Origin of the sequence: Exiguobacterium sp. s11 (assembly GCF_018619015.1) — a bacterium.
GTDB lineage: Bacteria > Bacillota > Bacilli > Exiguobacteriales > Exiguobacteriaceae > Exiguobacterium_A > Exiguobacterium_A indicum.
Genome location: NZ_JACSNF010000001.1, coordinates 1,091,265 through 1,104,782 on the forward strand (window position 1 = coordinate 1,091,265; position 13,518 = coordinate 1,104,782).

At 40.4% G+C, this 13,518-nt stretch carries 11 protein-coding genes and 1 other annotated feature; all 11 genes read right to left on the reverse strand.

What is annotated here, in order from left to right; all coding sequences use genetic code 11:
* Positions 1 to 34 precede the first annotated feature (34 nt).
* Positions 35 to 1,069, reverse strand: coding sequence for a pseudaminic acid synthase (pseI, locus tag KNQ12_RS05920; protein WP_214746737.1), 1,035 nt, complete (start codon positions 1,067 to 1,069; stop codon positions 35 to 37).
* A gap of 5 nt (positions 1,070 to 1,074) precedes the next feature.
* A complete protein-coding gene (locus tag KNQ12_RS05925) occupies positions 1,075 to 2,523 on the reverse strand; it encodes a bifunctional UDP-2,4-diacetamido-2,4,6-trideoxy-beta-L-altropyranose hydrolase/GNAT family N-acetyltransferase (RefSeq protein ID WP_214746740.1) in 1,449 nt (482 codons plus the stop codon).
* Between the two features lie 7 nt (positions 2,524 to 2,530).
* Positions 2,531 to 3,274, reverse strand: coding sequence for a cytidylyltransferase domain-containing protein (locus KNQ12_RS05930; RefSeq protein WP_214746743.1), 744 nt, complete (start codon positions 3,272 to 3,274; stop codon positions 2,531 to 2,533).
* Positions 3,275 to 3,283: 9 nt separating this feature from the next.
* Positions 3,284 to 4,465: a UDP-4-amino-4,6-dideoxy-N-acetyl-beta-L-altrosamine transaminase gene (pseC, locus tag KNQ12_RS05935; RefSeq protein WP_214746747.1), complete on the reverse strand. Its 1,182-nt coding sequence runs from the start codon at positions 4,463 to 4,465 to the stop codon at positions 3,284 to 3,286.
* Positions 4,466 to 4,481: 16 nt separating this feature from the next.
* Complete coding sequence (pseB, locus tag KNQ12_RS05940; protein ID WP_214746750.1) at positions 4,482 to 5,450, reverse strand: UDP-N-acetylglucosamine 4,6-dehydratase (inverting); 969 nt, start codon at positions 5,448 to 5,450, stop codon at positions 4,482 to 4,484.
* A gap of 50 nt (positions 5,451 to 5,500) precedes the next feature.
* Entirely contained in the window at positions 5,501 to 7,411 is a 1,911-nt protein-coding gene (locus tag KNQ12_RS05945) for a motility associated factor glycosyltransferase family protein (protein ID WP_214746753.1), read from the reverse strand.
* Between the two features lie 146 nt (positions 7,412 to 7,557).
* A complete protein-coding gene (locus KNQ12_RS05950) occupies positions 7,558 to 8,382 on the reverse strand; it encodes a flagellin N-terminal helical domain-containing protein (protein ID WP_214746756.1) in 825 nt (274 codons plus the stop codon).
* 217 nt (positions 8,383 to 8,599) lie between these two features.
* Positions 8,600 to 9,862 (reverse strand): methyl-accepting chemotaxis protein, encoded by a 1,263-nt coding sequence (locus KNQ12_RS05955; protein WP_251055709.1) that lies wholly within the window; start codon positions 9,860 to 9,862, stop codon positions 8,600 to 8,602.
* Between the two features lie 185 nt (positions 9,863 to 10,047).
* The gene (locus tag KNQ12_RS05960) at positions 10,048 to 11,556 is read right to left on the reverse strand and encodes a peptide ABC transporter substrate-binding protein (RefSeq protein WP_214746758.1); all 1,509 of its coding nucleotides are present in this window, start codon (positions 11,554 to 11,556) and stop codon (positions 10,048 to 10,050) included.
* A 94-nt stretch (positions 11,557 to 11,650) separates the two neighbouring features.
* Positions 11,651 to 11,888: a binding site (T-box leader), on the reverse strand.
* Positions 11,889 to 11,950: 62 nt separating this feature from the next.
* Entirely contained in the window at positions 11,951 to 12,343 is a 393-nt protein-coding gene (locus KNQ12_RS05965) for a hypothetical protein (RefSeq protein WP_035396226.1), read from the reverse strand.
* A 288-nt stretch (positions 12,344 to 12,631) separates the two neighbouring features.
* Positions 12,632 to 13,462: a GNAT family N-acetyltransferase gene (locus KNQ12_RS05970; protein WP_214746761.1), complete on the reverse strand. Its 831-nt coding sequence runs from the start codon at positions 13,460 to 13,462 to the stop codon at positions 12,632 to 12,634.
* Positions 13,463 to 13,518: the final 56 nt, after the last annotated feature.

Sequence of the window (13,518 nt, forward strand, 5' to 3'; positions counted from 1 at the left end):
GTAAAACATACCTCTTAAAAAATATTAATTCTATTTAATTTATTTGATCCCATTGAAGAGGAGTTCCACGTTCGATATCATATCGCGCTGTTTTTCCCATGATAGAAATCATATACTTAGGGGGTAATCCATGTCCCGGTCGAATTGATTTCACATGCTCTTTTGTAAAAGTTTCGCCTGCTTTTATATCTTTTACGACAAAAAGAGATCGTGAAAAATTACGATTTTTCACCTTTTTTTCATTTAGTTGGTAGTCTATTTTCCCTAATGATGCTTTTGCATCACGCACAGCATCAACCATTGCCTTGAACTCTTGTGGATCAAGAGAAAACGAAGCATCTGGTCCTCCGATTGCTTTATCAAGAATAAAATGCTTTTCAATTACTTTAGCACCTAATGTCGTCGCAACAACTGGTGCTATGATCCCTAATGTATGATCAGACAATCCCACTTCCACATCAAATGTTGCTTTCATGTTTTGCATAGTTTTTAAATTCGCTTCTTCAATTTTAGCAGGATAAGACGAAGTACATTTTAATAAAATAATTTCTTCATTACCAGCTCGTTTGCAAGCAGCTATCGCCTCGTCAATTTCTTGCATCGTCGCAATACCAGTCGAGATGATGACTGGTTTTTGTTTAGAAGCAACATATTCAATAAGAGGTACATCCGTAATTTCAAACGATGCAATTTTATATGCGGGCACGTTGAGACTTTCTAAAAAATCTACGGCAGAAGAATCAAAAGGACTTGAAAAACAAATAATTCCTATCTCTTTGGCATAATCCATTAACTCCTTATGCCATTCCCATGGCGTGTACGCTTCTTTATATAAATCGTACAGCGTTCTTCCGTCCCAAATCGTTCCTTGATTTAATTGAAAATATTGATTAGAGCAATCAATCGTGATTGTATCGGGTGTGTATGTTTGTAATTTAATCGCATCTGCTCCTGCTTCTTTCGCTGCCATCATTGTCTTTTTTGCAATTTGAATGTCATTTCCATGATTTGCAGATAGTTCAGCAATGATAAATACGCCATTTGAAATATCTTTATTCGCAATCTTCATTAGTCTTATCCCCTAATCTCGTACGTATATTGAGAAGCACCATTTAAAATCGATTGTGCAAATGATCGTTTGAAACCAACTCTTTCAAAAGTTTTTATAGATGCTTTGTTTTCATCTGAAATCCAAGCAAAAACTTGTGAAACATTAGGAAATTTTTGCTGGAGGTAATCTATACTTTGATAAACGAGAGCTTTGCTTAATCCTTTACCTAAAATAGATTGGGCTAGACTAATACTAATTGTTGCTGATTTATCATTAATTTCATATCTTATTTGACCTACTAATTGATCAAACTCGTCAATAACTACTAAAAACAAATGAGTTTTAGAATTTATTGTTTCTTTGAACCACTGGATATGAGATTCCCATTCGATTGGTCGAGCATTCAAAGAATATTTTCGAACATACTCTTGATTAGATAGTTCAAAAACAAAAGCACAATCGCTTTCTTTCGCAGTTCTAATACTTATTCGATGACTAGTTACTTCTTCGTAACATAAAGCATTAATAATTCGTTCTGAACCTAGTCCATCTATCAATCCATCTAGTCGTTCCATGATTTTTTTACGAAATGGTATCGAAAACATCCGCTGCAATTCTATCTCAAATTTCTCAGAAAATTTTTCCTCTTCCCAACAAAGTATCGTTTGAATGAGTTGTTTATTTCTTAATGAGCTTAGATTTCCTCTTTGATTATCTGCGATTTGTATCGGAATGAATGGTGTAGAGGTTGCAATCAATTCGTAAATAGTTTGCCCGGCTGCAGTAATTGCAAAATCCGAAGCAATCATTAATTTTTGCATTTCGTGACTCGATAAATAATTATGTAATACGATATTCCTATATTCCTGAATCAATCCTTCTCCGAAATGCGACGAATCTAAATTCCCTAACACAATATTAATTTTACATTCCGGATAAATTTCGTTGATTTTTTTTAATATCGTTCGAATTAATTCTATTTGATTCGTTCCACCCATCGTTAATAGAATTTCATTAGTCTTCTGAACATGCTTTTTGTTGGCAATTGATTTATAAGTGTCTCTTAATATAATGTATTTGCTACCCATTAGCAGATCTCTAGTTTCTTTTGTAGCTTGAAGAGAGGCCCTTACAACAATTCCTTTAGGATATTCAATTCTTGACGTATCGTCTAGGTATAATACTTTTTTTGAATGTTCACTAACGAATTGACAGACTTGTTTTGAAGCAATATATGAATCCACAATATAATGAACAGATGTTTGAATATTATTTCTTAGATATTCGAAAGAAGTCCAATCAACAATGGAATAATTTCGATTCTGTAAAATATCGATAGTAAGAAGTTCACTATTAATAATCATTTCGACATCAATTTTCCTTTTTACTAATTCATCATATAGTGAACTGCACCTCGAAAGATGTCCATAACCAGTTTTCTTTCCTCCCTCAGTCAGAATTACGACCTTCATTTCCATCTCATCCTTTTGATTTAATTTCTTTTTGTTGAATATGCATATTAATATCATTCAACTTCTTTTCTTGCTTAAAAATTTCTAAAATATCATTTAGATAGAAGTCGTGTTTTCCATAATAAAGCCGTTCATAGATTTCGTTAATTAGTTTAAAATCTTCTGGAGTATCTAATGTCCATCTGTATATAGAGTAGTTAACTGGATTCTTCAGCAATTCTACTTTTGAAATATGTTCGTACATAAATGGTGTTACATGTTCACGTTGGTAATCAAAATCGGCTTTCTCAAAAGCCTGTTGTAATGCTTGAAAAGAAAAAATTTCTGCATCTAATCCCCTAGGAAAAGTCCTATCTTCGATTTTTTTACCAACATTCGTAGCGATTTCGCAATTTGATTCATGATATTTACGGACTAATTCATTCAAAACAATAGGATCAACTAAAGGGCAATCCGAAGTAATCCTAACGATATGATCAGCATCACTTGATACTGCAGCTTGGTAGTAACGTTCTAGTACGTTTTCAGAACTTCCACGAAATACCTTTACCCCATAACGTTTAGCTTCTACTTCCACTACATCATCTTCTTTTAAAATTGTAGTTGCTACAATAATTTCATCTATTTCTCTCGATTGTTGTACGCGTTCAATCACATGATTCAAAACCGTCTTCTCTTTTAACTTCATCATGATTTTTCCAGGTAATCGTGTTGATCCCATTCTCGCTTGAATGATTGCTACTGTTTTCATCAGGTCTCTTCACTTTCTATACTGATTCAGAATTTTTATAACTGCGGTAATGACATCATTAATATCATCTACACTCATTTTAGGAAAAAGTGGAAGTGTCAAAATTTCTTCGTATAATTTCTCAGTAACTGGATATGTCTCTTTACCGTACCCAAGTTGCTGATAGTAAGGCATCTTGTGAACAGGGATATAATGAACGTTGACCCCGATATTTTCTTTCATCAGCTCTTCGTAGATCACTTTTCTAGAAACTTTCATCTTTTCTGTTTGAAGTCGAATGATGTATAAATGCCAACTTGAATCACCGTCAGGATGTTGAGCAGGAATACGAATCTCATCCCTACTTTCAAATGCTTCATTATATAAAGTAACATAATGTTTTCTTCTCGATAAGAAGTGGTCTATCTTTTTTAATTGATTTGCTCCAAGAGCTGCTTGTATATCTGTCATTCGATAATTGAAACCTAAAGACTGCATTTCATAGTACCAAGGCCCATGAGATTCGGTCATTAACTGCTGATCCTTGATAATGCCATGTGAACGGAATTGTAATAATTTTTGATAATAGACGTCATCGTTAGTCGTAATGACACCACCCTCACCCGACGTGACGTGCTTTACCGGATGGAAGCTAAACATCGTCATATCACTTAATCCACCAATGCGCTTCTTTTTATACGAAGCACCTAACGCATGTGCAGCATCTTCAATAACGATTAAGTTGTGTTCTTGAGCGAGACGATGAATTTCATCCAACTCAGCTGGTTGTCCGGTAAAATGGACTGGAATGATCGCTTTCGTTTTTGAGGTGATTTTTTCTTCAATTTGCTTAGGATCTATATTGTAGGTACTATCATCGATATCAGCAAATACTGGAGTTCCTCCCTGATAGAGTACACAATTCGCACTGGCAGCGAACGTCATCGGGGTCGTGATGACTTCATCCCCCTCTTGAATTCCTGCCGCAAAGCATGCGCCATGTAAAGCTGCCGTTCCATTTGAAAAAGAAACTGCATACTTTGCTCCGACGTAATGAGCAACCGCTTCTTCAAACTCCAATATGGCAGGTCCTGTTGTCAGAAAATCACTTTTTAATATCTTTACGACAGCTTCGATATCATCATCTTCAATCCATTGTCTACCATAAGGTAAAAATGTATCTCTTACTGGTACTTGACTCACTGTACACATCTCCTCATCAAGCTATTCAGTCTGTCACTAATGCCCGTAGATCTTCTACACTCAACCAATCATCATTCACATTACTTATGTAAGTAAAACCTTCCGGAAGAGCAGTGCCGCCATTCATATGTTCATTACTCCACCATGGGAATTCTGGTTGAATTACAAAATGGTCCGCATACTCTAGTGTATGGCGAGCATCATCTTCGGTAATCATTGCCTCATGCAATTTTTCTCCAGGTCGAATACCTACGATTTCAGTAGCACATTCCGGTGCAATCGCTTTAGCTAAATCGAGGATATTCATACTTGGGATTTTAGGAATGAAGATTTCCCCACCTTTCATGCGTTCTAGACTATCAATCACGAATTGTACACCTTGATCTAAAGTAATCCAAAAGCGTGTCATGCGCTCATCGGTAACCGGAATGACCGTCGCTCCATCCTCTTTCAATTTTTTAAAGAACGGCACCACGCTACCTCGGCTACCAACTACATTTCCATAGCGAACTACAGAAAAGCGAGTTTCTTTATCCCCAGCATATGAATTCCCAGCAACGAACAATTTATCAGAAGCTAATTTCGTCGCACCGTATAGGTTGATTGGACTCGCCGCTTTATCTGTACTTAAAGCAATGACCTTTTTTACACCACGATCAATAGCAGCTTCTATGATATTCTGTGCTCCATGAATATTTGTCTTAACTGCCTCGAATGGATTATATTCGCATGCTCCGACATGTTTTAATGCTGCAGCATGGATAACAATATCGACGCCATCAAAAGCACGATATAAGCGATCCTTGTCTCGGACATCTCCGATGAAAAAGCGAACTCTCGGATCCGTAAATTCCTGAGCCATTTCATACTGTTTTAATTCGTCACGACTAAAGACAATCACTTTTTTTACATTTTGTTTAAGTACTGACGCTATAAACCTTTTACCAAATGAACCTGTTCCACCTGTAACTAATATCGTCTGATTCGTAAACATTTTTAAATACTTCCTCTCTCATGCAAAAATGCATCAGTTAAATATTTTTGTTACCTTATCGTTTCTACACATGTTTGCTTAATGGTATAAAGTTGATTTTCTAGTTCTTGAATCGATTCAACCATCCGTGACAAAATAGAAAGACGCATTGCGCTTGTCCGATTATATCGATTATGAATTTTTATTTTGTTTTGAATGATTAACAAATTAACTAGTTGCAGCGGCATTATATGTGTACGGAAAAAAGGAGCCTCAATCATCGCATCCCAATCAAGTAGTATTTTTTCAAATTCATCTACGGTTACTGCTTTTTTATACATGGTACGCTTCAATCGTTTTTCGAGTGTTTGTAAGCGTTCCAAAATACTATCTAATAAACCTTGAACATACTGGATTGATGCGTCCAGTTCTAAAATATTCTTGTTATCCACTTTTTTTAGGTTGCGTTTTTTGATTAAATTTGTTTGTAATGATTTAAGTGATTGATAGGGTACACCTTCAATAAGGGCACCTTTTTCCGCATAGTTAACTAATTTTTCTGATAAGCCACAGTTTAATTTGATTAAAGCTTGATATCCACTTAAAAATCCAAATAAGATTGGTGTCGTCTTTCCCATCTGACCATTATTTAAAGGAACATCGTATAACGTTTCATGCATTTGGCCATCTGTAGAAGAAACCTGTTTAACAGAAGCACTATAATATTCGCCTTTCCTTAATGCTAAATCCTGTCCAATTAATCCAATAGAATCAAATCCTAAATAATTTGCAAAGGCAACTGCTGCTAATGCCACAGTAGGGTAAGAGGTAAATGATGTTTTTGAATACGCCAACAATTCTTGTGATATTTGTGAATCTGCATATGGAATCAACAGCCCTTTTGCGCGTTGTGGTATCTGATGGTTTACTTGTAACGAATAAACTAATGGGACATCTAATTCAATGTCTTTAAAGAAGTGAGCATTTGCTTCTCCTGCATCAATCGAAACTACAAAATCAGGACGAATTCCATGTTCATACAATACTTTTACCGTCTGACCAATCGCAATAATGTAATATGCGTTCTGTGCTTGTTTAAGATATGGAATAGCTTCTTCTAATGAAGGTCCCCCTGCGATCATCAAAGCATTACTTCCTATATATTGATGTTTCAAACAGCTAACATCTAAAATATAATCTGATTTTCCACTTAAGTACTTAGCATTTCGAAACGATTCTTGATACCAACTTTCTGTATATACTTTTCGTGTCGTTAAATTGATTAAGCTTTCTCCCAAATAGTTTCTAACCAATTTTAAAAGTTCAAGCAATACTTGGGTATCTTTGTAAAGAGGATGTTTGATGACTTCCGTTTTCAAACCAACAAAGGATTGAAACTTTGATTGCAATAACATCTTACTATCGTCTTTTGAATCAAGAAACGATAGTACCGTATCGGTTCTCACATTCGAAGGTAAGTTGAATGGATCGATTGTAAGAACATGATAACTTTTTAACAACTCTTTATGAATCATTCCACTTCCATATCCTAAAAGAATGATTGCTTCTGTATCATCATTAATTTCTAATTGTAATTGCTTTAAAGTTGACGTTGTTTCATTTATAAAGTAATAACTGTCGTCATGTTGCTTCACAAGAGCCATTTCATTCTCGTGATATCGAAACGGATAGACGATTTGCTTCTGATGTTCAACTGCTAATAACGATTCGTATTCTGTAATTAATAATTGTAAATTATCGTAGACTACATTAGCATACAATGGTAAATTTTTTTTCTTTATAGATTGAAGATCCAACATATTTTCCGCCGTTCTAATACCATTAGAATGAATACTTTCCCCAAACAGCCGAATCATTTCAACAATTTCGTCGAATAAATCCCATTCTTCGTTTTCACCAAGTACGGAAATCTGATTCGATATATCTCGAAGCTCTTTTACTATGTTCTGTAATTGTGACATAAGTAACTCCTTTATTTTTCAAAAAATATATCCATATATAGTATACATTTTCAATGTATGAATATCGATAGACTAACAATTTTATAAAAAAAAGGGAGACAGACATAATGTCTGCACCCTCTTTTTTAAACGGATCAAAGTTATGATTAACGTAACAACTGAAGTACAGCTTGTGGCTGTTGGTTTGCTTGAGCAAGCATAGCTTGAGCAGCTTGGTTCAAAATGTTGTTTTTCGTGAAACTCATCATCTCTTTAGCCATATCCACGTCGCGTACACGTGATTCAGCAGCTTGGAGGTTTTCAGATCCAACATTTAAGTTGTTGATTGTATGTTCAAGACGGTTTTGTGTTGCCCCGAGTCTAGAACGCTCAGAAGAAACAGTTTTAATCGCAGTATTAACTGTAGTGATAGCAGCATCAGCACCTGCTTGAGTAGAAATATCAACTGCATCTACACCTAAACCAGTCGCTGTCATATTTGAAATTTTCAATTCGATGTTTTGAGTAGCGTTAGCACCGATGTGGAACTTAAGACCAGAACCAGATGCTGAGAAACCACCGCTCATAAGTGTTTTTGTATTGAATTCTGTGTTGTTTGCAATCCGTGAAACTTCACTTGTGAGTTCTGCTACTTCTTTTTGAAGCTCAGCACGGTCTTCATTTGTGTTCGTATCGTTTGATGATTGAACAGAAAGTTCACGCATCCGTTGAAGAATCGAATGTGTCTCGTTCAAAGCGCCTTCAGCTGTTTGAATGAGTGAGATACCGTCCTGTGCGTTACGCGAAGCTTGATCCAAACCACGAATCTGACCACGCATTTTTTCAGAGATTGCAAGACCAGCTGCATCATCTCCAGCACGGTTGATACGAAGACCTGAAGAAAGTTTCTCCATTGATTTCCCAGAGTTGACTGTGTTAGCTGTCATGTTACGGTGCGCGTTCATTGCATTAAGGTTGTGATTGATAATCATTGTAATTTCCCTCCATAGGATAAGTTTTTTGTCTCTTCGAAGATCCGTCTTCTCCGAGATGTGCCCCCTGGCCGGCCCAAGGGCGACACGGTAGAATTAGTCGATGACTGCTTCCACCCTATATATCGTCGTTCTCCCGAAATGTTTAATGCTTTTTTCAAAAAAATCCAAAAAAAAATCATACATCCTGTTTTTAGGATGTATGATTTCTCATCAATCAGAGACGCGTTGCTCCTGTCTCTTCCTGTAATTGCTCCGCCACCGCAACTAGTTCTTCCATCGCGCCATTCACTTCACCAAGTGAAGCCGCTTGATGGCTCGATGCCTGTAAGACTTGCTCTGCGTGTTTTGATGCTTCCTCGACCATCGCGAGGATATTCGCTGTTGTCAGACCGACTTGATCAATTTCTTGATCGGATTTGACGACGAGTTGGTCAACTGATTTCACGCGTGAGTAGACATGCTCCGTCGAATGATGAATCTCTTCAAATGATGAACCAGCTTGTTCGACGAGTCCGACACCTGTCGCGACTTCATTTTGGACATCCGTCATCGCGTTCGCCGTATCATTGACGAGACGTTTGACACCTGAAATCAAATCCGTGATCTCTTTTGCTGATGTTGCAGTTTGTTCTGCGAGCTTCTTAACTTCTGCTGCAACGACAGCAAATCCACGCCCTGCTTCACCCGCACGTGCCGCTTCAATCGAAGCATTCAAGCTGAGTAAGTTCGTCTGAGCAGAAATATCACTGATGACATCTGTGATGCGCGAGATTTCTCCAGTCATGTCCGTCAATCGACCGTTGAGCGTCGCTGACTGCTCCATCTTCTTCGAAATCATATGCATCGCTTCGACCGAATCCGTCGCAAGCGTTTTCCCGTTCTGCGCTTCCGTCTGCATGACTGTTGCTGATTTCAACGCTTCGTTCATTTCTGCTGCGACTTCATCCATCGTCCGCTTGACCGCACCGAGTGCATCCATCGATAGGTAAGCTTGATCGACGTTTTCGTTCATTTTTGCGGATAGTTCCGCCATCGCCGAGCGAATGCTTTCGCCAGACGCGTTGCCTTCTTGCACAGCTGCTGCGATTTCTTGCGCCGAAGCTGTCAATTTATCGCTAGAGTTGCCCATCTGTGTTGCTTGTTTGCGGATATGTAAGACCATTACTTCGAGCTCATGCATAAGCTGATCGACTTCATCTCCACGTTTTGCTTCTTCAAAATCAACGTCGAAGTTGCCGTTTGCGACTTCGCGTGCTGTCTCGGTCGCCTTTTCAATCGCTTTGATCGGCTGACGGAGAATGAGTTGTGTCAACGTCGTTCCGATTAATGAGAGGAGAAGACCGATACCCGCTCCGACCCAGATTGCATTCGTATCCGCGACATCAAGCCCACGGTGTAGATATAAGACGAGTTGTGCTGAGATACCACTTGTGACGGCTGAGATCACCAATACCCAAAAGAACAATCGTAACTTCAAGTTTCTTCGAAATCTTTTCATAACTGCGACTTCCCTTCTTGGTTCTTCTTTTCACCGTTCTATCTATCGGTTGATAATGAAAGCGATTTTAGTCGATTGACCTGATTTTAGAATAAAATTACCAAATCTCTCCCATACAAAAAATCCTCTTTCCCTTCTGTTATCAGGAAAAGAGGATACGAGTATCAGTTACGATTGATTTCGACGTATTTATAAGAAATATCCGTTCCGACATTATGACGCGCGAGATTCTTCACTTCCGTGTTTTGCAAGAAGGCATTCTTCCGTTGGTAGACCGGTGAGATTGCTTGATCATCAAGCAATACGCTTTCCGCTTTACTGAGTAACGCGAGACGCTTGTCTTGATCGAGTTCACTTTCAGCCTGTTTCAAGAGACGGTCATACTGTTTGTTCGAGTAGTCCATCATGTTGAACGGGTTACCGGTTGTGAACAAATTCAGGTATGTCGTCGCATCCTGATAGTCCGGTGCCCAGCTCGCGAGTGACAAATCGTAGTCCCCTCGTCCCTCACGGGCGAGACGCTCTTTCTTCGGAAGTGACAACAGTTTAACGTCGACGTTTTGTTTCTTCAACGCCCCTTGGATGTACTCACCGATTTTTTTCGAGACGTCGTCGTCTTCAATCGACATCGTCAGTTTAAGATTTTGGTTTGCGAGCACTTTGTTCGCCGCTGTTGCATTATACGACGATTCGATTTGGCGTGTACTATCGTATTTCGGATCAAGTTCTTGTGGTACGATGTAGTCCGCAGGGAGTGATCCGTTTCCGAGCAACGTTTCTGTCAACGCTTTTTTATCATATGCCGCGTCGATTGCTTGACGTGTTTCCTTGTCCTTCAAGGCTTCCGTCTTTTCGTTCATCCGAATGAAGAACATCCGCGAATCGCTGAACGTGTTGTACTCTTTTTGATCCTTGTACGTCACAACGTTCTCCGAGTTGAGTGGCGCGACATCGAGCTCACCTGACTCGAACAAGTTGATCGCAAGCATCGGATCCTTGATGATTTTAACGTCGACTTCGTCAATCTTGACGTTCTTCCGATCTGCGTACTCAGCGTTTTTCGCGAGCGTATAACCTTGCTCCGCTTGATACTTCTTGAACGTAAACGGTCCGTTGTAGACGTTTGTCTTTGGATCCGTTCCAAACTGCTCGCCTTCTGCTTTGACGATATCTTCCCGGACTGGCATATAGGTGCCGAACGTCGTCATGCTGAGGAAGTACGGTGTCGGACGTTTCAGTTCGATCCGGAGTGTCTCGTCGTCGACGGCTGTCGTTTTTTCAACCGGCTCAAGCAAATACGCGAACGGTGAGTTCGTTTTGACGACACGCTCGAACGCATAACGGAAGTTCTCTGCTGTGACGGGTTTTCCATCCGACCATTTGGCATTTGGGTCAAACTTGAACGTATAGACTTTTCCGTCTTCAGACACACTATGTGATTTCGCTGCTGCCGGAACGAGTTCGTTGTTCGCGTCAAAGCGATAGAGTCCTTCGTAGATTTGGTTAAAAATGTTTGACGTGATAGCATCTGCCGGATCAACCGACAGGAGATCATAGCTCTCCATCGTATGCAAGACCTTCTTATCTGCTTTTTTCTCTTCTGCTGGTTCTGTCGTTGCACATCCTGCGAGTAGGACTGCCGTGCTCGCCGCTGCGATCAATGTTTTTTTCATGTGTCGTGCCTCCTGAGAAATATGATGAGCGTTGGATGATTCGGCATGTGACGTACAAAAAAGACGCCCTCTACGCATAGCTATTAGCTAATGCATAGAGGACGCCTGTATCCGCGCGGTGCCACCTCTGATTGAAACGAAGAATCGTCTCCACTTGTCGCTGGTCCAACAACCAGCTAGCCCGGTAACGGGGGCAACCGTCCTGTCTACTCGAAGGTTCAACAGGCTCTCAGCGGTCCATTCTCGTTCAGCTTACCGTGTCAGGCTCTCACCATTCCTGACTCGCTTGGTCGGCAGTGTTGACGATACTTACTCCGCGTCGTCGATGTAATTAATATGGCTTAACTTGTTGTTTACTTTACACGGCTTGTTTTTCGCTGTCAACGAAAAAAACTCAGAACGGATGGTCTTCTTGTTTTTCTTGCTCGCGACGGACCGGACGTGGTCGAATCGGTTCGACGTGTTTGACATGTGTTCGCGTAACGATTCGGTTACTGAGTGCTGCGTCAAGTAAGATCGTAATCGCTGCTGCCATGTGTAAGAACATCCCGACGACCGGAATGACCCCGACCGTTGATGCGACGATCCCGACGATGTTCCCTTTTGAGACATTCCCGGCACGTGCCGTCAATACGACGACGACGATATGAAACGCGAGCATTAACCACAGGGCATTGTAACCTGAGAAAATGACGATTGAACCACCTAAGAGCGGAATCCCAAGCACCGCTTCCATTCCACCTGATACCCACTTCAACGTCCGCAATGAATCCTGTCGACTCTCCATGACGTCGCCTCCTCTTTTTTTCCATATGTCTAGTATACGACGGATTACAGAAAAGGTTCCAAGGTTTTTTGTTTAGTTTCTGTAATAATAACCATAAAAAAAGCAATCGACGAATGTACTCAAGTTTTGCTCCCTTTCCTCAGGCGAAACACAAGCCGCGACTCTTTCGCTTCAAGCGAAGAGCCGCGGCTTGTTTGTCTCTGACAGCGCAACTGCGCTTTTTCCTGTAGGAGTGGAGCGCCTTGAGCATCCAGCATACACTGGAAGATCCGTCAATCGCTCATGATTTTAAACCGCCAACACATGGAACTGATAACCACGATGCACAACGAATCCTGCCTCTTTGTAAAGATCGAGTGCACGATCATTATCCGTCTCGACATCGAGTTCAAGTTGCGTCCGACCTGTCCGGAACAACGCTTGGACCATCAACTTCAGCATCTTTTTACCATAGCCGTTGCCTTGTGCTTCTGGACGAACCGCGAACGCATGGATGCTCGCTTGCGTATCGGAAGCAAGGTAGGCACGGATGACGCCGACCGGTTTGCCGCTTGCGACACCGATGAACGTGATGCGGTCATCAGATTCGATTGCTTGATAGATCGACTCTGCTTCTTCATCCGTGTTCCCGAACGATTTACCAAGCGTCTCGACGATGAACGGACGGTCGTCTGCTGTCGCTTCGCGTAATTCGAAATCCGGATCGGCTTTTAAGAACAACTGCGCCTTCTTCAAAATCATATTGTACTCGGTCATCCGGTACTCAGCACCTAACCCTTCAAGGACGGCTTGACCTGACTCACTTGCATCGTCAATAACGAACGTGAAGGCTTTAACGCCTGCTTCCGTTGCCCGCGCTCGTGCCGCTTCAACGAGTGCCGTGAAGATTCCTTGTTTCCGGTAATCCGGATCAACGAAGACGTTTAGTTCCCATTCCGTCGGTAAGTACGCGAACGCTTGTAAATATCCAATCAATTGCTCGCCATCATAGATTGCGAAATCGTTCTCGCCAACCCAATCGGCTGCGACTTTTAATTCAATGCCATCATGATCGTTGACACATTTTTCGAGTTGTAACACATCTGTTGTCTGTTTGACGTCTGTGACGTTCCATTCCATAATTCACTCACCTCATTTTTAACTATACCGAACGAATAAAAGAAGCACTAGCAAAA

What these genes read in the sequence shown, in the direction of transcription:
- pseI (WP_214746737.1), bottom strand. Translation starts at nt 1,069, where the DNA reads ATGAAGATTGCGAATAAAGATATTTCAAATGGCGTATTTATCATTGCT.
- KNQ12_RS05925 (WP_214746740.1), bottom strand. Translation starts at nt 2,523, where the DNA reads ATGAAGGTCGTAATTCTGACTGAGGGAGGAAAGAAAACTGGTTATGGA.
- KNQ12_RS05930 (WP_214746743.1), bottom strand. Translation starts at nt 3,274, where the DNA reads ATGAAAACAGTAGCAATCATTCAAGCGAGAATGGGATCAACACGATTA.
- pseC (WP_214746747.1), bottom strand. Translation starts at nt 4,465, where the DNA reads ATGTGTACAGTGAGTCAAGTACCAGTAAGAGATACATTTTTACCTTAT.
- pseB (WP_214746750.1), bottom strand. Translation starts at nt 5,450, where the DNA reads ATGTTTACGAATCAGACGATATTAGTTACAGGTGGAACAGGTTCATTT.
- KNQ12_RS05945 (WP_214746753.1), bottom strand. Translation starts at nt 7,411, where the DNA reads ATGTCACAATTACAGAACATAGTAAAAGAGCTTCGAGATATATCGAAT.
- KNQ12_RS05950 (WP_214746756.1), bottom strand. Translation starts at nt 8,382, where the DNA reads ATGATTATCAATCACAACCTTAATGCAATGAACGCGCACCGTAACATG.
- KNQ12_RS05960 (WP_214746758.1), bottom strand. Translation starts at nt 11,556, where the DNA reads ATGAAAAAAACATTGATCGCAGCGGCGAGCACGGCAGTCCTACTCGCA.
- KNQ12_RS05965 (WP_035396226.1), bottom strand. Translation starts at nt 12,343, where the DNA reads ATGGAGAGTCGACAGGATTCATTGCGGACGTTGAAGTGGGTATCAGGT.
- KNQ12_RS05970 (WP_214746761.1), bottom strand. Translation starts at nt 13,462, where the DNA reads ATGGAATGGAACGTCACAGACGTCAAACAGACAACAGATGTGTTACAA.